Raw genomic sequence first — 18,088 nt, forward strand, 5'->3', positions numbered from 1 at the left:
GGTGAGCCCATGGCCAGGTGAGCCCATGGCCAGGTGAGCCCATGGCCAGGTGAGCCCATGGCCAGGTGAGCCCATGGCCAGGTGAGCCCATGGCCCGCGCCCTGCCTGGGGCAGGGCGCGGGCCATGCAAGGCGGGGATCCGCTGTTGCCAGCGGGAGGTGGTGGGCGGGAGGTGGGGAGGGTGGGGGGCGGGGGGGGGGGGAGGGGGCCCCAGAGATCAGGCAAAGAACCACGCGCAGGAAGTCGGCCCGTCCGACTTCCTGCGCACCACCACACCACCGCCCCACCCCACCGCACCGAAGGCCGGTGCCCCGGGGGCACCGGCCTTCACGGCGAGGCGGACCAGCCAGGTCCAGCGAAGTCAGGCGGCGATCCCGGCGTCCTCCACCGACGCCCCGGCCACCGGCTCCCCCGCCGCCGTCCCGGCCTTCCGGTCACGCATCACCAGCGTGGCCACGACCGCCGCCGCCAGCACCCCGATCGCGCTGATCGTGAAGGTCGTCGACATCGCCGAGGTGAAGGCCTCCCGGACGGTCCGGACGAGCCCGGCGTCCCCGTTGGCCAGCGCCAGCGCCCCGCCGACGGAGTGCTTCGCCTCCTCCGGCATCCCGGCGGGCATCTCGGCGGCGAAGCCGCTCGACAGCAGCGAGCCCAGGATCGCGATGCCGAGCGCGGTGCCGGCCTGCTGGATGGTGTCGTTCAGCGCCGAGCCGACGCCCGCCTGCTCCGGCGGGATGGTGCCCATCAGCGCGCCCACCGCCGCCGGCATCGCCAGGCCCGCGCCGAGGCCGAGCAGCCCGAGGGCGACCGCCGGGACGGTGAAGCCGGTGCCGGCGGTGACGGTGGTCAGCAGGGCGAAGGAGGCGGCCATGACGAGCATCCCGGTGAGGATGAGCAGGCGGTTGCCGATCGTGGCGGCGAACTTGGCGCCGACCCCGTTGCCGACCAGGGCGGCGATGGCCAGCGGAACGAACGCGAGGCCCGCCTTGACCGGCGAGTAGCCGAGCACGAACTGCAGGTACTGGGTGAGCACGAGCAGCAGGCCGCCATTGCCGATCTGCACCAGGGTCAGCGACAGCGAGCCCCCGCTGAAGTTGCGGTGCTTGAAGAGCGCCAGCGGGACCATGGGCGCGGAGGTGACGTTCTCCCACACCACGAACCCGCCGAGCGCGAGCACCGCGACGGCCAGGGTGACCAGGGACTGGCCGCCGAAGGCGCCGTGCTGCGGGATCTCGATGATCCACCAGACCAGGGCGGTCATGCCGGCCGCGGACAGCACCGCGCCGAGCGGGTCGGGCTTCTGCCACGGCCCCTTGGACTCCGGCATCAGGAGCAGGCCCGCCAGGATCGCCAGGGCGACGACCGGAACGTTGATGAAGAAGATCGAGTGCCAGGAGAAGTGGTCGATCAGCACGCCGCCGAGGACCGGGCTGCCGACCAGCCCCAGCATCGCCACGGAGCTCCAGGCGGCCATCGCCTTGTTGCGCTCGTCCTCGTCGAAGACGGTGATGAGGATCGACAGCGTCGAGGGCATGATCAGCGATCCGCCGACGCCCATGGCGACCCGTGCCGCGATCACCTCGCCGGGGTTGGTGCAGAAGGTGGCCGCGAGGGAGGCCGCCCCGAAGAGCAGCAGTCCGATGATCATGATCTTCCGGCGGCCGAAGCGGTCCCCGAGGCTGCCGGCGGTGAGCAGCAGCCCGGCGAAGACCAGGACATAGGAGTCGAGGATCCACTGGGTGTCCTGGGCGCTGGCGTCGAGGTCCGCCGTCATCGAGGGCACGGCGACCGTGAGCGCCATGCTGTCGACCACCAGGACGAGCGAGCTCAGGCACAGCACGATCAGGATCCACCAGCGGTGCGGGTTGCGGCCCTCGGTCGCGTTGAGCGCTGTCATCAGCCACCCCTCCATTCTGCGCACACCGTTCCCCCGATGCGCACGTCGCTCCTTCGTTGCGCACACTGTACGCACTGCGGAACGGTGTGCGCAACACCCGACTCCTGTACGCTCGATGCGAACGGTGTACGCAGCGAAGCAGGAGCAGAGGGAAGGGGAGCCGCCATGGCCGCCGAAACGAACCCGATCCCGTCCGTGTGGGCCCGTCGGCAGCGCGAGCCCGACCAGCCCGCACTCAGCCGGGCCGCGATCGTCCGCGAGGCGATCACCATGCTGGACGCCGAGGGCATCGAGGCCCTGAGCATGCGCAAGCTGGCCACCCGGCTGAACGCGGGCGCCACCTCCCTGTACCGGCACGTGGCGACCAAGGACGAGCTGATGGAGCTCGCGGTGGACGAGGTCTTCGGCGAGATCACCCTCCCGCCCGCCGACAGCCCCGACTGGCGCGCCGCCGCCACCGAGGCCGCCGGCGCCTTCCGGGCGACGGCCCTGCGCCACCCCTGGCTGTCGTCCGTCCTCGGCCAGGCCGGCCTCGCCTACCTCGGCCCCAACCTGATGTCCTACGGCGAACGGCTGACCGCCTTCTTCACCTCGGCCGGCTTCCCCGAGCCGGTCCGGGCGATCGACGCGGTCATCTCCTACGTCGTCGGCATGAGCACCACGGAGGCGGCCTGGCTCACCACCGTCGCCCGGGCCGGCGAGAGCGAGGCCGCGTTCATCGCCCGGCTGATGCCCGCCGCCCGGGAGGCCACCGCGGGCTTCGCCCACCTCACCGACGCCTACTCGACCGTCTCCGCGGACCCGGACCCGGCCGCCACGCGCGACGCCAAGTTCGCCTACGGCCTCGACGTGGTCCTGGACGGCCTGGCCCTCCGCCTGCCCCGCTGACTCTCCGGTCGGACGACCCCCGGCCACTCCGCTCAGCGCGCAGCCGCCGTCCGCCCACCACGCCGGGCCGACCGGACCAAGCCGTCCAACTCCCCCGCAAAGGGACAGCGGTCGCGTCCCACGTGCGGGCGCCCCTTCCCCGCCTGGCGAAATACCGGCGGTCGCGGGGTGGGGAGCGGGCACAATGGCCTAGTGATGGTGGGCCGTCCGGTGTCGGGGGGCCAGGGAATGGAGGCCCGGGTGAGCGATCTTCCGCGCAAGGCAGTGACCCGCACGGCACGGCTCGCCGCCCTGCCTCTGGGGATAGCCGGACGCGCCACGCTCGGTCTGGGCAAGCGCATCGGCGGCCGCTCCGCCGAGGTGGTGACGGCCGAGCTCCAGCAGGCCACCGCCGACCAGCTGTTCAAGGTCCTGGGTGAACTCAAGGGCGGAGCCATGAAGTTCGGGCAGGTGCTGTCCGTCTTCGAGGCCGCGCTGCCCGAGGAGGTCGCCGGGCCGTACCGGGCCGCGCTCACCAAGCTGCAGGACGCCGCTCCCCCGATGCCCGCCGCCAAGGTGCACACCGCGCTCGCCCAGCGGCTCGGGGACGGCTGGCGCGAGCTGTTCCGGGAGTTCGACGACCGGCCGGCCGCGGCCGCCTCGATCGGGCAGGTGCACCGGGCCGTCTGGCACGACGGGCGCCGGGTCGCGGTCAAGGTGCAGTACCCGGGCGCGGGTGACGCGCTGCTCGCCGACCTGACGCAACTGAGCCGGGTGGCCTGGCTGTTGGGCCCGCTGATCCCGGGGCTGGACATCAAGCCGCTGATCGCCGAGCTGCGCGAACGGGTGTCGGAGGAGCTGGACTACGAGCTGGAGGCGCAGGCCCAGCGCCGGCACGCCGAGGAGTTCGCCGGCGACCCGGACATCGTGGTGCCCGGCGTGGTGGCGCAGGCCGACCAGGTGCTCGTCTCCGAGTGGATGGACGGCACCCCGCTGGCCGAGGTGATCACGGACGGCACCCAGGAGGAGCGCGACCGTGCCGGGCAGTTGCTGGCCCGGTTCCTGTTCGCGGGCCCGTCCCGGACCGGCCTGCTGCACGCGGACCCGCACCCGGGCAACTTCCGGCTGCTGAAGGACGACGGCCCGGCGTCGGGCTGGCGGCTGGGGGTGCTGGACTTCGGCACGGTGGACCGGCTGCCGGGCGGGCTGCCCGCGCCGATCGGGGCGTCGCTGCGGATGGCCCTGGACGGCGACGCGGCGGGCGTGCTGAAGATGCTGCGCGAGGAGGGCTTCGTCAAGCCCTCGATCGAGCTGGACCCGGACGCGGTGCTGGACTACCTGCGGCCGATCATCGAGCCGGCCGCCGTGGACAGCTTCCACTTCACCCGGGCCTGGATGCGCGCGCAGGCGGCCCGGATCGCCGATCCGCGCTCGCCCGCCTACAACCTGGGCAAGCAGCTGAACCTGCCGCCCGCGTACCTGCTGATCCACCGGGTGACGCTGAGCACCATCGGGGTGCTCTGCCAGCTGGGCGCCCAGGCGCCGTTCCGGGCGGAGATGCTGGCGTGGCTGCCCCAGTTCGCCGGTCGGGAGCCGGCGAAGCCGGCCAACCCAGCGGGGACGGCGAAGCCCGCCGGTCGCAAGCCGGCAGGCGGCAGGCCCGCCAGCCGCACCCGCAAGAGCTGACCGGAACGCCGCCCCCGACGACCGCAGGCCGCTCCCCGTGACGGGGGGCGGCCTGCGGCACGACGGGGGTGGAACGCGGGGAGGCCCCGCACGCGACGACAGCCGCGACTACATCAGGGCGACGGCGATCGCCTTGCGGGCCCGCAGCGAGGCGCGCTCGGCCCGCTGCTTGAGCCGGCGGGCCCGGGCGACCCGGGTGACGAGGCGTTGGTGCTCGGCCTCGTGCAGGCGCTCTTGCATATGGGCCCGGGCCAGGGATTCGTGGAGGAGTTGCATTTCGAGGGTCCTGTTCTGGATCTGAAGTTCGGTGGTCTGCTCAGCGCGGACGGTCGGATCGATGGCGGCGGCGGTCATGTGGTGGTCCTGCTCGTGGTGCGTGCTCGGGAAGGGGGCTGGCCGGGATGCGTCGGCCTTGGCGGCGGCGATCCGGACGGAACGGCGGAGGGAGCTGTCCAGCAGGGGCTGCTCTCCCCGGCGGACGGCCCTGGCGCCGTGGGCGGGGTTCACGCCATGACCTCGGTCTTGCGCGGACGGCCACGCGGCCGCTTGCGGGCCACGACGACGCCCTGGACGAAGAGCTCGCCACCCCAGACGCCCCACGGCTCGCGCCGCTCCAGCGCACCGGTCAGACAGGCGTCCTTGACCGGGCAGGTGCCGCAGAGGGACTTCGCGTACTCGACGTCGGCGGGCGTCTCGGCGAAGAAGACCTCGGGGTCGAAGGCGCGGCAGGGGATGGGGAGCCCGAGCGCCTCGGCCTGCTCGATGGAGCTGATCTGCATGGAAGGAACCTCCGGGGGGTCGGCCTGGTCGGCCTTGGTGATCTGGCTTGTCGGCGGTACGGACGGGATGGGCGGCGTGATGACCGTGGACACTGTGGCGTCTTCCTCGTCTTCTCAGTGGTTCCGGCCCAGATGGCTGGTGGGTCTGGGCCGGAGGCCCCGGGGGGCCTGGGTGGTCTTGCGTACCGGACAAAACAGAAGGGCCGCGGATCCCGGTGTGACGGGTTCCGCGGCCCTGGAGGTGCCGACCTGAGGCTTACTCAGGTTCGTTCTCTCCAGGGTTCAGGCCCGCGGAAGGCCCGCATCCGGATGGCCGTGGCGCCCGCAAAGGCGGCCATGGCCTGGTTAATCTGCTGCTCGTTCTGCTTCTGGGTGCTTCCGGCACCGACGACCTGCGCATAGTCGCCATGCATGGCGGCTGCTACGACTGCCTTCGGTGCCTGGGTCGGTCGCTCATCACGCAGGGAGCGCGACGTACCGAACGACGCCCAGTCGCCGGACAGACCGGCCTCGACGGAGGTGCCTTCGACGTTCCTGCCGCCCGCGGCGCAGACATCAGTGTGTCCAAGGCCACTGACAGCGGGGACGACGGAGACACCGGTGGTGTCGAGACCCAGACCGGTTCCACCGAGCTCGGCGAGCGCCCGCAGACGGGCGGCACGCAGGGAGGCAGCAACAACGGTCTGGCCAGTCATTTTGGTGATCATGATGTTTCCCACTGTCATCGCCTCCTCTCGGCGTCTCGCGGAGCCAGGTCGCCCTGGTTCCGAATGTTCGGATGTCTGTCTCGGTGAAGCTGTTGGGTGCAGGGGATTCGGCACAGGTGTCACCCCGTGCGATCTCGTCCCCTTGACCGCTCCGGCAGGCTATTGCGCTCCCGGTATGCCGCGCAAACTATTTTTCACGGCGGGTTCGGATGTCCCCCGAGCGGCCCCCGGGAGACTCCCCTGGACCGCGCCCGGACCGGCTCACGCCGGATCGACCGGCTCGCCGTCCTCGACGCCGTCCGGATCCTCCTCGGGCTCCTCCCCCGCACACAACGAGAGCACGGCCGCCCCGTACTTGTCCAGCTTCATCGCGCCGACCCCGGAGATCACGGCCAGCTCCTGGCGGCTGGCCGGCACGTCCTCGGCGATGGCCATCAGCGTGGCGTCGGTGAACACCACGTAGGCCGGCGCCCCCTGCTTCTTGGCCTGGCGGGCCCGCCACTCGCGCAGCCGCTCGTACAGCGCCTCGTCCATGGTGGACGGGCAGCTCTCGCAGCGGCGCAGCTTGCGCTCGACCGCCTCGGTGAGCACCTTCTCGCAGACCCGGCACTTGACCGGGCCGCGGACCCGCCGTCCGGCGGAGCGCTCGCCGGGCTCCACGCCCCCACGCCCGCCCCGCCCGCCGGTGCGTGCGCCGGGGGCGCTGGAACCGGGGCGCAGCCCGTCCAGGAAGCGGCTGGGCTTGCGGCTGGCCCGGCCGCCCGGGGAGCGGCTGAGCGCCCAGGAGAGGGAGAGGTGCTTGCGGGCCCGGGTGACGCCGACGTAGAGGAGTCGGCGCTCCTCCTCGATCTGCTCGTCGGTCTTGGCGTAGATGATCGGCAGGGTGCCCTCGGTGAGGCCGACGAGGAAGACGGCGTCCCATTCGAGGCCCTTGGCGGCGTGCAGCGAGGCGAGGGTGACGCCTTCGACGGCGGGGGCGTGCTGGGCGGCGGCGCGGGCGTCGAGTTCGGCGACGTAGGCGGCGAGGTCGGCGCTGTGGCCGGCGGCGGTGCGGGTGCGCTCGAACTCCTCGGCGAGCCGGACGAGGGCGGCGAGGGACTCCCAGCGGTCGCGCACGGCGCCGGAGCCGGCGGGCGGTTCGGCGGTGAAGCCGCGGGCGGCGAGGACGGCGCGGACCTGGCCGGCCAGGTCGGGGGCGTCGGCGGTGAGCGGGTCGGCGCCGGCCCGGGCGGCGCCGCGCAGCAGGACGCCGGCGTCGCGGACCTCGGGGCGTTCGAAGAACCGCTCGGCGCCCTTGAGCTGGTAGGGGACGCCGAGGTCGGCGAGGGCCTGCTCGTAGACCTCGGACTGGCCGTTGGTGCGGAACAGGACGGCGACCTCGCTGGCGCGCACGCCGGTGGCGAGCAGGTCCTTGATCCGGCGGGCGGTGGTCTCGGCCTCGGTGGGTTCGTCCTCGTACTCGGTGTAGACGGGTTCGGGGCCGGCCTCGCGCTGGGAGACGAGTTCGAGGCGGTGGCGGGCGGCCTCGCCGCGGGCCTGGCTGAGCAGTCCGTTGGCGAGGTGGACGACCTGCGGGGTGGAGCGGTAGTCGCGGACCAGCTTGACGACCGTGGCCTCGGGGTGGCGGGTGCGGAAGTTGAGCAGGTAGTCGGGGGTGGCGCCGGTGAAGGAGTAGATGGTCTGGCTGGCGTCGCCGACGACGCAGAGGCTGGCCCCGCCGCCGGGGCCGGTCCACTGGTCGAGCAGCCGCTGCTGGAGCGGGGAGACGTCCTGGTACTCGTCGACGGTGAAGTGCCGGTACTGGGAGCGGACCTGGTCCGCGATGTCGGGGCGGTCCTCCAGGATGGCGGCGGTGAGCAGCAGGACGTCCTCGAAGTCGATGACGCCGCGGCGGCTCTTGGTCTCCTCGTAGACGCGGTAGACCTGGGCGGTCTCGGCCGGGTCGCGGGGGGCGTCGCGGCCGGACTTCTGGACGGCGGCGGGGTAGTCGTCGGGGCCGAGCTGGGTGACCTTGGCCCACTCGATCTCGGCGGTGAGGTCGCGCAGTTCGGTGCGCTGGACGCGCAGGCCGCAGCGGCCGGCGGATTCGGCGACGAGCTGGACCTTGCGTTCGAGCAGCTGGGGCACGGGGCCGCCGACGGCGCGCGGCCAGAAGTACTGGAGCTGGCGCAGGGCGGCGGCGTGGAAGGTGCGGGCCTGGACGCCGTCGGCGCCGAGTTGGCGCAGCCGGCCGCGCATCTCGCCGGCGGCGCGGGCGGTGAAGGTGACGGCGAGGACCTGCTGGGGCTGGTACACGCCGCTGCGCACGCCGTAGGCGATCCGGTGGGTGATGGCGCGGGTCTTGCCGGTGCCGGCGCCGGCGAGGACGCAGACGGGCCCGTGCAGGGCGGTGGCGACGGCGCGCTGTTCGGGGTCGAGCCCGGCGAGCACGGCGTCGGGGCCCGTGGCGGCGGTGGGGTCGGCCCAGAGGGAGCCGTGGGGGCCGTCGGACGGGCTGCCGCTCAAGAGGTCTTCCTGCATGCTTTCCATCCTCTCAGCCCGCTGGGACAACGGGGGCGGGGTTGTCCACAGGCACGGTGTGATCGCAGGATGATCGCTGCGCACCGGGGCGCGCGGGGCCGTTCGGGCGCCGTCGTGGTGCGACGGAGCGTGGCCGTGCGGAATGACCGTCGCGCGGTGGGCGTTCCTGCCCTGAGACCGTACGCCCTCTTCCTGAAGGAGCCTCCTCGATGTCCGGCAGCGTGACGATGTACAGCACGACCTGGTGCGGGTACTGCAACCGACTCAAGAGCCAGCTGGACCGGGAGGGGATCGGCTACACGGAGGTCAACATCGAGGAGGACCCGGCGTCGGCGTCGTTCGTCGAGTCGGTCAACGGCGGCAACCAGACCGTGCCGACGGTGCTGGTGACGCCGAACGCCGGCGGCGAGCGGGTCGTGATGACCAACCCGAGCCTGCTCCAGGTGAAGAAGGCCCTCGGGGTCTGAGTGGTCCGAACGGCCTGAGCGGTCCGCGCGACCCGAGCGGCCCGCATGGTCCGTGCTGCCCGAGCGGGCTTGAACGGCCGGGCCGGCCCGGGGTCCGGGCCGGCGCGCGTCACTGCGCGTCGGCCCTGGCGGGGTCGACGGGTGCGGCGGGCGCGGGCAGGGTGGCGCGCGCGCCGAGGTCGCCGATGCCGTAGACGAGCCGGCTGCGGTCGGCCGAGTAGCGGGTCTCGATGACCCGGACGGGCCCGCGCCGGTCGTAGGTGACGCGGGTCTGGACCATCAGCGGCACGCCGGGGCCGCCCTGGAACCACTGGGCCTCCTCGGGGCCGGGCATCCGGGCGACCAGGTGGTCGACGGCGCCGATCTCGGTGCGGCCGAGTTCGTTGAGGACGGCCTCGTCGCCGCCCTCGACCGGGTCGGGTTCCATCAGCGGGGTGCCGGCGGCGAGTCCGGCCCGGTAGTGGCTCTCCTCGATGGAGTACGGCTCGCGGTCGAGCAGGCGCAGTTGGCGGCGGACCACGATGGCCTCACCGGGGCGCAGTCCGAGCCGTTCGGCGATGTCGACCCGGGCCCGGACGATCATCATCTCGAAGTCGGTGGTGAGTTCGCGGCCGGCCTCGGCGGCCTCGCCGAGGTAGACGGCGGAGGGCACGGCCAGGCAGTCCCGGGGGGCGGGGGCCAGGGTGGGGCCGTAGGCGCGGTGGTCCAGGACGGGGTGTTCCCGCAGGTAGGTGCCCTTGCCCTGGAGGCGGACCAGTCGGCCTTCGTTGACCAGGACGTCGACGGCGAGCCGGACGGTGTTGCGGGCGACACCGTACTGGCGTTCCAGTTCGCTCTCGACCGGGAGTGCGGCGTCGGCGGTGAACTCGCCCTCGGCGATCCGGCGGCGCAGGTCGGCGGCGAGACGCTGGTATTTGGGGGATTGGGCGGTGCCCCGGGGGATTGTCACCCGAGTGAATGTAGCGAGCGCGATGGCGGGGTTTCAGCCGTTTCCGGCAATGTCGTCCGCGCGGGTTGACGACGGCTTCGGGACGGCAGGCGGCGGTAGCAGAACTGGCCCGTCCGGCCACGAACATCAGGTCGTGGCGGATTCGGAAAGGAAGGGAAAAGAAAAACGGGGGCGCACGGGATAACCCGCACGCCCCCCATTCGTCGGGGATTACCAGCGCGCCGCCGACGGCAGCGGTCCGCCGTACCAGAGCTCGACCAGGTGGCGCGCGATCGAGATCCCGGAGGGCGGCAGGATCTCCCCCGCCTCCATCCCGGCCCGCAGCTCCTCGCGGGAGAACCAGCGCGCCTCGGCCAGTTCCTCGCCGTCCACGGTGATCGCCGTGCCGCCCGGCAGCGCCCGGCCCGTGAAGCCGAGCATCAGGCTCGACGGGAAGGGCCAGGGCTGGCTGGCGACGTAGCGCACCTCGCCGACCTGCACGCCGGCCTCCTCGTGCACCTCGCGCACCACCGCCTGCTCGATCGACTCCCCCGGCTCGACGAAGCCGGCCAGGGTGGACCAGCGGCCCTCCGGCCACAGCGCCTGGCGGCCGAGCAGGCAGCGGTCCTGCTCGTCGGTGATCACCATGATCACCGCCGGGTCGGTGCGCGGGTAGTGCTCGGCCGCACAGGAGGTGCAGCGCCGCACGTGCCCGGCGCCGGCCTTCTCGGTCGGGTGCCCGCAGCGCGAGCAGAAGCTGTGCAGCCGGTGCCAGTGCTCCAGCGCCACGGCGTGCACCAGCAGTCCGGCGTCCCGGTCCGACAGCAGCGCGCCGACCTCGCGCAGTCCGGCCGGGCGGGCGTCGCCGTCCAGCCGCCCGGGCAGGCTCTCACCGGCCAGCGCGAAGTACGAGACGCCGTCCTCGTCGGTGCCGAGGAAGTACCGGTCCCCGGTCTGCGGCGCCTCGAAGGAGGGCATCAGCACGAGTTCGGTGCCCTGCGCGGTGTCGACGACGAACGCCTCGCCGCCGGCGATCGGCAGCACCCGGGTGGCCGGGTGGCTCCAGGCGGCGGCCAGCCAGGGCTCGTCGAGCCGGTGCTCGGCCGCCCGGTCCACCCCGGCCCGGGCCAGTGCCAGGTTCAGTGGGCGTTCGGTCTCAGGCACGGTGCTCACTTCGTTCCATCCCCACGTGATGAATCATCCGGATGAGTGATCTGACTGCCATGGTGTGCCCGCGCGGGGTCACGCGCCGGGCCGGAAGTTCTCGGCCAGGTCCCCCCACAGGTACGCGGCCGTCTCCACGCCCTTGGCCAGCAGGTCCAGTTCGACCTTCTCGTTGACCGAGTGCCAGCCGTCCGAGGGCACCGAGATGCCGAGGAACAGCACCGGCGCGCCGAGCACGTCCTGGAGGTCGGCGGCCGGGCCGGAGCCGCCCTCGCGGGTGAAGAGGATCTTCTGCCCGAAGGCCCGGCCCATGGCGCGGACGGTGGACTGCAGCGCCGGGTGGTCCAGCGGGGTCAGGCAGGGCCGGGTCGCGCCCGGGAAGGTCAGCTCGTGGCGGACGCCCTCGGGCACCCGCGCGGCCACCCACTCCCGGACGGCCTCGCGCACCTTCTCCACCTCCTGCCCGGCGACCAGCCGGAAGGACAGCTTGAGGTGCGCCGAGGACGGCACGATGGTCTTGCCGCCGGGGCCGGTGTAGCCGCCCCAGAGGCCGTTGACCTCGGCGGTCGGGCGGGCCCAGACCCGCTCCAGGGTGGAGTAGCCGGCCTCGCCCCGGGTGCCGTACGACTTGGCGACCCTGAGCCACTGCGCCTCGTCGAAGGGCAGTTCGGCGAACAGCTCGCGCTCGCGGTCGGTCAGCTCGATCACGCCGTCGTAGAAGCCCGGGATGTCCACCCGGCGGTCGGCGTCGTGCAGGCCGGCCGCCAGCTCGGCGGCGACCTGCGCCGGGTTGGGGACGGCGCCGCCGAAGGAGCCGGAGTGGATGTCGGTGTCCGGGCCGTACAGGTCGATCTGGGCGTCGGCCAGGCCCCGCATGCCGGTGCAGACGGTCGGCGTGGTCTCGGACCACATGCCGGTGTCCGAGATGACCACCACGTCGGCGGCCAGCCGCCCGGCCTCGCGCCGGACCAGGTCGGCGAAGTGCGGCGAGCCGGACTCCTCCTCGCCCTCGATCAGCAGCTTGAGGTTGACGGCCGGCGCGGTGCGGCCGGTCGCGGCCAGGTGGGCGCGCACGCCCAGGGTGTGGAAGAACACCTGGCCCTTGTCGTCGGCCGCGCCGCGGGCGAACAGCCGTCCGCCGACCACGGTCGGGGTGAACGGCTCCGTGTCCCAGCCGTCCTCCTTGGCGGCGGGCTGCACGTCGTGGTGCCCGTAGACCAGGACGGTCGGCGCGGACGAGTCCCCGGAGGGCCACTCGGCGAACACCGCCGGCAGGCCGTCGGTCTCCCACACCTCGGCCACCGGGAAGCCGGAGTCGCGCAGCTTGGCGGCCAGCCACTCGGCGGAGCGCCGCACGTCGCCGGCGCGGGCCGGGTCGGCGGAGACCGAGGGAATGGCCAGCCACTCGGAGAGGTCGGCGAGGAAGCCGGCCTGGTGCTGGTCGATGAAGGAGCGGACGACGCTGTCCGGAGTTCTCGTCATACGGACGACTTTAGTTCGCCCGTGCGGGTGCCCGCCCCGGCCGTCCGGCTGCCGGGCGCCGTCGGGGCTGTAACCTCCGTCACCCCCGCCCGCGCCCCCGGAGTGGAGGGGGCGCGGACGGGGGTGACGGGAGGGTGCGCGAACCTCAGCCGGAGCGGCGCAGCAGGGAGATCCGCGAGCGGGTGAGCAGCGCGGCCAGGCCCGCCGCGAGCACCGGCAGCGCCACCACGGTGACCGCGATGGTGAGCCACGGGAGGACCACGACCGAGTTGTTGGCGATCGTCTCGGCGCTCATCCCGGGGACGGAGGTCGCCACGCCCTGGACCTTGCGCAGGGCCACCGCCGGCACGATCCCGCAGACGGTGCCGAGGAGGGTGCCCATGGCGGCGATCACCCCGCACTGGAAGCCGGAGAGCGTGCGCCGGATCCGGGGCTCGGCGCCGACCGCCGCGAGGGTGGTCAGGTCGCGCTGGGAGTCGGCGGCGGCGAGTCCGGTGGCGATGCCGGCCGCGCCGAGGGCGACGATGCCGGCGAAGATCGACAGGCCGAGGCCGATCAGGTCGGACCTGGACTGGTAGCCGCGCTCGATCGAGAGGACGTCCTGGTCGGTGAGCTTGGCCAGCGCCCCGTTGGCCTTCTGCTGGGCGCCGTCGGAGGGCGAGCTGTCGGGCAGCCAGACCGAGCCGGCCGGGGAGGTGGTGAGGCCGAGCCGGGTGGCGGTGTCGGGGCTGATCACGGCCTGGCCGCTGGCCGGCACCACCGCGGACGCGAGGACGGCGTCGACGGAGATCTCGGTGTGGCCGCGCTTCCGGGGGGACGGCCCGTCGGTCTCCTCCATCGGATCGTTCAACCCGACCGCGACCTTGCCGTCCTTGAGGTACTTCGCGTCGAAGACCACGGCCTTGCCGGCGGCGAGGGCCTGCCCGGCGGCCGGGTCGGTGACGCCGTAGAGGTTGCGCAGCAGGGTGGCGTCGCCCGCGGAGAGGTTGCTGAAGTGGTTGCCGCAGTGGCCGATGCCCTGGCAGCGCGGGTCGGTGCCGAGGATGCGTTCCGTCTCGTCGGTGCTGCGCTCGGTGTCGTCGAGGGCGGGGCAGCGCAGTTCCTTGGGCAGTTCGACCTGGATGTAGCCGCAGCCGCTGCCGCCGTCGGCGCAGTCGCCCTTGTAGTCGACGCGCTGGATGTCGGCGCGCGATCCGAGGGCGGGGATGTTGCGTTCCACCGCGTCGCGCATCTGCGGCAGCAGCTTGCCCTCGGAGGCGGGCAGCCATCCGCTGCCGAGCATGACGGCGCCGGAGGGGGCGGCGGCGGTGTACTCGCGGCGGTTCCCCTCGTCGTAGCTGGCGAGGTAGACGCTGACCGCGACGGTGCCGGCGACGGCGGCCATCACGGCGGCGACGGCGGGCGCGGTGCGGCCGCGGTGGCGCACCGAGTCGCGCAGGGCGAGCCGGGGGCCGAGCGAGAGCCAGCGGCCGAGCCGGCCGAACAGGCCGACCAGGTAGGGCGTCAGGGCGACCATGCCGAGTTCGGCGACGGCCGAGCCACCGAGGACGGACAGGCTGCGGTTGGCGAAGCCGCTGGTGGCGCCGAGCAGGGCGAGCGCGGAGCCGCCGCCGAGCATCAGCAGGCCGAGCAGGGCGAGCTTGCGGCTCGGGGGCTTGAGCGAGTCGCGGCCGGTGAGCGCGGCGACGACGTCCTGGCGGGAGGCCTGGACGGCGGGCACGACGGCGGCGAGCAGGCCGGTGACCAGGCCGACCAGGAGCACGCCGAGCAGGTCGAGCGGCTGGAGGTTGAAGTGGCCGAAGCGCTGGCCGGCGTACTCCTCGGCCCGGGTGCGCAGCAGGGCGACCAGGCCGATGCCGAGTCCGAGGCCGACGACGGCGCCGGTGATGCCGAGGACGATGCCGCCGCCGAGGACGACGGCGCGGATGTTGGCGCGCTCACCGCCGCCGGCGGCGAGCAGTCCGAGCTGCCGCCGGGAGCGCCTGGCCCCGACGGCGAAGGCGGGGCCCGCGAGGAGGACGATCTCCAGCAGGGCCATGCCGACGACGGTGGCGAGGATGACGACGGAGGTGCGGTCGAGGTACCCGGGGGTGGGGCCGCCGTGCTTGTCGGCCTCGACGTAGTAGGGGACGTCGGCGCGGGCCGGCGGGTCGAGCAGGACGGCGCGGGAGGCGAGGGTGAAGCCGTAGCCGCCCAGTTCGGTGACCTTGGGCCAGTCCAGGCTGCCGGCGGGGAGCTTGACGAGCCAGCGGGTGGGCGCGTCGGTGCCGGCGTTGCGGCTGCGGTCGGCGCCGGGGAGCTTGGCGAGCTTGCTGATCAGGGTGCCGGGCCGGGCGATGATCTCGGTGGCCGTCAGTTCACCGGGGTACTCGACGACGCCGGTGATGGTGAAGGGGGTGTCCTCCAGGCCGCGGACGGCGGTCTGGTCGCCGATCTTGAGGCCGGAGCGGGTGAGGAAGTCCCGGGTGACGGCGGCTTCGCCGTCGGTGGCGGGGGCGCGGCCCTTGACCAGGTCGACCCGGCCCTTCCAGACCGGGTCGGTGAGGTCCAGCTCGGTGGTCCGGGTGCTGAGCAGGCCCTGGGAGCTGCCGGCGGCGGTGTAGGGGCCCTGCCGCTCGGGCACGAGGACGGTGCCGGGCGGGAGCAGCTGCTTCGCCAGTTCGACGGGTTCGGTGTCGAGGCTGCGCTGCTGGGCGGGGGTGTACTGGGGGGCGGCGCCGTTCTTCGCCTCGTCCTTGGCGCTCCTGGTGGACATTCCCTTGTCGGGGTCGGGCGCCTGGAGGACGATGGCGCCGCGTTCGAGCATCTGCAGTTCGCCGTCGGCCTGGCCCATGACGCGCACGACGTGTTCGGCGGGTTCGAGGTCGGCGCTGCGGAAGACCACGTCGGCGCCGGTGACGCCGAGGACGGGCAGTGCGACCATGGCGACCACCAGGGCGCTGCGGCCCTTGGCGCGCAGGGCGTCGCGGCGGGCGATGCGCAGGGCGACCCGCCAGGCGCTGAGCTTCACTCGTCCACCTTCATGCTGTTGGTGGCGGCGCTGACGAGCAGGCTGGCGGCGTCCTGGCTGACGCTCTCGTCGACCATGCGGCCGTCGCGCAGGAAGACCACGCGGTCGGCCCAGGCGGCGTGCCGGGCCTCGTGGGTGACCATCATGGCGGCGGCGCCGGCGTCGCAGCGGGCGCGCAGGACGGCGAGGACGGCCTCGCCGGTGGTGGAGTCGAGGGCGCCGGTGGGCTCGTCGGCGAGGACGAGGCGGCGGTCGCCGATGAGGGCGCGGGCGATGGCGACGCGCTGCTGCTGGCCGCCGGACATGTCGTCGGGGAAGCGGTCGGCGAGCTCGGGGATGCCGAGCTCCTCCAGGGCGGCGAGCGCCTCGCGGCGGGCGGCGCGGGCGGAGAGGCCGTCGAGTTCGCGCGGCAGCGAGATGTTCTCGCCGGCGGTGAGGGCCGGTATCAGGTTGTAGTCCTGGAAGACGTAGCCGATGGAGCGGCGGCGGACCTGGGCGAGCCGCTTGCGGTTGAGCCCGCCGAGGGCGACGCCCTCGACGAGGACCTGGCCGGTGGTCGGGGTGTCCAGTCCGCCGGCGAGGGTGAGGAGCGTCGACTTGCCGGAGCCGGACGGGCCCATGACGGCGACGAACTCGCCGGGGTGGACCTTGAGGTCGATGCCGCGCAGGGCTTGGACCTCCGCGGCGCCTTGGCCGTGGACTCGGGTGACGTTCTCCAGGTGCAGTACCGGCGTCTGCCGGGCCGGGTCGGTGTGGGACATGGTTCCCCCCTTGTGCTGGTGGTGGGCTCGGCGTCGGGTCCGGGCCGGTGGTTCGGGCGGGCCGTCGCGGTCAGGTGCGCGAGCGGCGGCCGTCGCGGGGGCAGGTGCGCGAGCGACGGCGGGCGGGGTCAGGTGCGCGAGCGGCGGCGGGCGGGCCGGGCGGCCGTGGCGCCGCCGTCGCGGGCGGCTTCGGCGGCGCGGGCCTGTTCGGTCTCCGCGTGCTGGTGGAGCCGGGTCTCGCAGTGGTCGAGCCAGCGGATCTCGGCCTCGGTCTGGAAGATCAGCTGGTCGAGGACGAGCAGCCAGGCCAGGTCGTTGCTCGCGGAGGGCGCGATGCCGGGCCGTGACTCCCCCGCCAGCGCGCGGCCCTTGAGCCGGGTGTAGTCCTGGAGCGCCTTGATGCTGTGGCGGCGCTGGCCCTGGACGACGGCGGAGACGTCCACCCCGGGGACGGTGACGGCCATGGCGAGCTTGATGGCCAGTTCGTCGCGCGGGGGGTTGGTCCGGGGCACCGGGGTGTCGAACCAGGCCCGCAGCTCGGTGCGTCCCTCTTCGGTGACGGCGTAGAACTGGTGGCCCTCGTCGTCCTCTCCGGCGGGCTCGACCAGGCCGTCCCGCTCCAGTCGGGACAGCGTCGTGTAGACCTGCCCGACGTTGAGCGGCCAGGTGGCGCCGGTGCGCGCCTCGAACTCGGTGCGCAGTTGGTAGCCGTAGCGCGGGCCCTGGTCGAGCAGGGCGAGCAGGCCGTGTCGGATGGACATACTCAGTATGTATACCCGGTATGCCCCACGGGCTCAAGCCGCGCCCCCTCCCCCGGCGAGCGGGTACCGTCGTGCGGTGTGAGCCAGTTGCGCATCGCCACCTTCAACCTGCTGCACGGTCAGCCGCTCGCCCCGGACGGCGCCCCGCGGCCCTACCCCGCCGACGCCGGCGGGCCGCTGGCGGAGGCGGTGGCCGCGCTGGACGCCGACGTACTGGCCCTCCAGGAGGTGGACCGCCACCAGTCCCGCTCGGGCGGCACCGACCAGGCCGCGGTGGCCGCCAAGGCCATGGGGGCCGCCGACTGGCGGTTCGCCGCCGCCCTGCACGGGCGCCCGGCGCCGGTCGCGGGCTGGGTGCCGGAGCCCTCCGTGCCCGGCGGCCTGCGGGTGTACGGGCCCGGCGACGTCGGCGACGGCGCCCCGCCCTCGTACGGCACCGCGCTGCTGACCCGGCTGCCGGTGCGGCACTGGCGGGCCCGCCGGTTCGCCCCGGCCCCGTTCGGACTGCCACTGCGGGTGGCCGGCCGGCGCGGGCTCACCCCGGTGCCGGACGAGCCGCGGGCGGCGCTGGCGGCCGTGCTGGAGGGCGACCACGGCCCGTTCACCGTGGTGGCGGCGCACCTGTCCTTCGTCCCCGGGTGGAACATGGCGCAGCTGGCCGGCATCCGGCGGTGGATCGCGGACCTGCCGCAGCCGTACCTGGTGCTGGGCGACTTCAACCTGGTCGGCGCGGTGCCGCGCACCGTCCTCGGCGGGGCGACCGCGCTGGAGCGCACCGCGCCCCGGGCGCGGGTCCGGGAGCTGCGGGCGGCCCGGCGGGCCCGGCCGGCCCTGGCCGAGCCGCGCCGGCGCCGGGTGCGCGAGCCCCGCCCCCGTCTGCAGGGCTGGTACGACCTGGCCCGCACCCCGACGTACCCCTCGCACCGCCCGGCGGTGCAGTTCGACCACGTGCTGGCGGTCGGCGTGCCGTGCGCCGCGGTCGGCCCGGCGGCGGCGCCGCGCGCGGCGGTGTCGGACCACCGGCCGCTGCTGGTGGAGGTCTCGCTCTAGTGCGGGCCC

The 18,088-nt window shown here is 73.8% G+C and carries 15 protein-coding genes; 4 read left to right on the forward strand and 11 right to left on the reverse strand.

The window, feature by feature from the left end:
- Positions 1-361: 361 nt before the first annotated feature.
- The gene (locus tag ACIP37_RS25050; protein ID WP_400809883.1) at positions 362-1,897 is read right to left on the reverse strand and encodes an MFS transporter; all 1,536 of its coding nucleotides are present in this window, start codon (positions 1,895-1,897) and stop codon (positions 362-364) included.
- A gap of 165 nt (positions 1,898-2,062) precedes the next feature.
- On the opposite strand from ACIP37_RS25050, the gene ACIP37_RS25055 reads away from it, so the two are divergent.
- Both ACIP37_RS25055 and ACIP37_RS25060 read left to right on the forward strand, forming a co-directional pair.
- On the forward strand, positions 2,063-2,785 hold the full coding sequence (locus tag ACIP37_RS25055) for a TetR/AcrR family transcriptional regulator (RefSeq protein WP_363586723.1): 723 nt from the start codon (positions 2,063-2,065) through the stop codon (positions 2,783-2,785).
- A 240-nt stretch (positions 2,786-3,025) separates the two neighbouring features.
- Positions 3,026-4,450: an AarF/ABC1/UbiB kinase family protein gene (locus tag ACIP37_RS25060; protein WP_363586724.1), complete on the forward strand. Its 1,425-nt coding sequence runs from the start codon at positions 3,026-3,028 to the stop codon at positions 4,448-4,450.
- Between the two features lie 108 nt (positions 4,451-4,558).
- On the opposite strand, the gene ACIP37_RS25065 is transcribed toward ACIP37_RS25060, so the two are convergent.
- The 4 genes from ACIP37_RS25065 to ACIP37_RS25080 all read right to left on the reverse strand — a co-directional run bounded on the left by ACIP37_RS25065 (position 4,559) and on the right by ACIP37_RS25080 (position 8,465).
- Positions 4,559-4,804, reverse strand: coding sequence for a hypothetical protein (locus tag ACIP37_RS25065; RefSeq protein WP_079136258.1), 246 nt, complete (start codon positions 4,802-4,804; stop codon positions 4,559-4,561).
- Positions 4,805-4,953: 149 nt separating this feature from the next.
- Positions 4,954-5,322, reverse strand: coding sequence for a WhiB family transcriptional regulator (locus ACIP37_RS25070; RefSeq protein ID WP_400335999.1), 369 nt, complete (start codon positions 5,320-5,322; stop codon positions 4,954-4,956).
- A 167-nt stretch (positions 5,323-5,489) separates the two neighbouring features.
- A complete protein-coding gene (locus tag ACIP37_RS25075) occupies positions 5,490-5,948 on the reverse strand; it encodes a hypothetical protein (protein ID WP_363586725.1) in 459 nt (152 codons plus the stop codon).
- Positions 5,949-6,197: 249 nt separating this feature from the next.
- Entirely contained in the window at positions 6,198-8,465 is a 2,268-nt protein-coding gene (locus ACIP37_RS25080) for an ATP-dependent DNA helicase UvrD2 (RefSeq protein ID WP_400809880.1), read from the reverse strand.
- 200 nt (positions 8,466-8,665) lie between these two features.
- On the opposite strand from ACIP37_RS25080, the gene ACIP37_RS25085 reads away from it, so the two are divergent.
- Complete coding sequence (locus ACIP37_RS25085; protein WP_363586726.1) at positions 8,666-8,923, forward strand: mycoredoxin; 258 nt, start codon at positions 8,666-8,668, stop codon at positions 8,921-8,923.
- Between the two features lie 109 nt (positions 8,924-9,032).
- Here the strand turns inward: ACIP37_RS25085 and ACIP37_RS25090 are convergent, their stop codons facing one another.
- The 6 genes from ACIP37_RS25090 to ACIP37_RS25115 form a co-directional block, all read right to left on the reverse strand.
- Positions 9,033-9,872, reverse strand: coding sequence for a GntR family transcriptional regulator (locus ACIP37_RS25090; protein WP_363372614.1), 840 nt, complete (start codon positions 9,870-9,872; stop codon positions 9,033-9,035).
- A gap of 210 nt (positions 9,873-10,082) precedes the next feature.
- Positions 10,083-11,024, reverse strand: a complete 942-nt coding sequence (gene nudC / locus ACIP37_RS25095; protein ID WP_363586728.1) for an NAD(+) diphosphatase — start codon at positions 11,022-11,024, stop codon at positions 10,083-10,085.
- A gap of 69 nt (positions 11,025-11,093) precedes the next feature.
- Complete coding sequence (locus ACIP37_RS25100) at positions 11,094-12,497, reverse strand: dipeptidase (RefSeq protein WP_363586729.1); 1,404 nt, start codon at positions 12,495-12,497, stop codon at positions 11,094-11,096.
- 145 nt (positions 12,498-12,642) lie between these two features.
- Positions 12,643-15,507 (reverse strand): FtsX-like permease family protein, encoded by a 2,865-nt coding sequence (locus ACIP37_RS25105; protein WP_400844564.1) that lies wholly within the window; start codon positions 15,505-15,507, stop codon positions 12,643-12,645.
- Complete coding sequence (locus tag ACIP37_RS25110) at positions 15,504-16,268, reverse strand: ABC transporter ATP-binding protein (protein WP_363586731.1); 765 nt, start codon at positions 16,266-16,268, stop codon at positions 15,504-15,506. The genes ACIP37_RS25105 and ACIP37_RS25110 overlap by 4 nt, the downstream gene beginning before the upstream one ends.
- 128 nt (positions 16,269-16,396) lie before the next feature.
- Positions 16,397-17,029: a PadR family transcriptional regulator gene (locus ACIP37_RS25115; protein WP_063347909.1), complete on the reverse strand. Its 633-nt coding sequence runs from the start codon at positions 17,027-17,029 to the stop codon at positions 16,397-16,399.
- A gap of 78 nt (positions 17,030-17,107) precedes the next feature.
- On the opposite strand from ACIP37_RS25115, the gene ACIP37_RS25120 reads away from it, so the two are divergent.
- Entirely contained in the window at positions 17,108-18,079 is a 972-nt protein-coding gene (locus tag ACIP37_RS25120) for an endonuclease/exonuclease/phosphatase family protein (protein ID WP_400809870.1), read from the forward strand.
- Positions 18,080-18,088 lie beyond the last annotated feature (9 nt).

Origin of the sequence: Kitasatospora sp. NPDC088861, assembly GCF_044750105.1 — a bacterium.
GTDB lineage: Bacteria > Actinomycetota > Actinomycetes > Streptomycetales > Streptomycetaceae > Kitasatospora.

Excerpts from the sequence above, each read along its gene's own strand:
- ACIP37_RS25050 (WP_400809883.1), bottom strand. The coding sequence starts at position 1,897 with ATGACAGCGCTCAACGCGACCGAGGGCCGCAACCCGCACCGCTGGTGG.
- ACIP37_RS25055 (WP_363586723.1), top strand. The coding sequence starts at position 2,063 with ATGGCCGCCGAAACGAACCCGATCCCGTCCGTGTGGGCCCGTCGGCAG.
- ACIP37_RS25065 (WP_079136258.1), bottom strand. The coding sequence starts at position 4,804 with ATGACCGCCGCCGCCATCGATCCGACCGTCCGCGCTGAGCAGACCACC.
- ACIP37_RS25080 (WP_400809880.1), bottom strand. The coding sequence starts at position 8,465 with ATGGAAAGCATGCAGGAAGACCTCTTGAGCGGCAGCCCGTCCGACGGC.
- ACIP37_RS25085 (WP_363586726.1), top strand. The coding sequence starts at position 8,666 with ATGTCCGGCAGCGTGACGATGTACAGCACGACCTGGTGCGGGTACTGC.
- ACIP37_RS25100 (WP_363586729.1), bottom strand. The coding sequence starts at position 12,497 with ATGACGAGAACTCCGGACAGCGTCGTCCGCTCCTTCATCGACCAGCAC.
- ACIP37_RS25110 (WP_363586731.1), bottom strand. The coding sequence starts at position 16,268 with ATGTCCCACACCGACCCGGCCCGGCAGACGCCGGTACTGCACCTGGAG.
- ACIP37_RS25115 (WP_063347909.1), bottom strand. The coding sequence starts at position 17,029 with ATGTCCATCCGACACGGCCTGCTCGCCCTGCTCGACCAGGGCCCGCGC.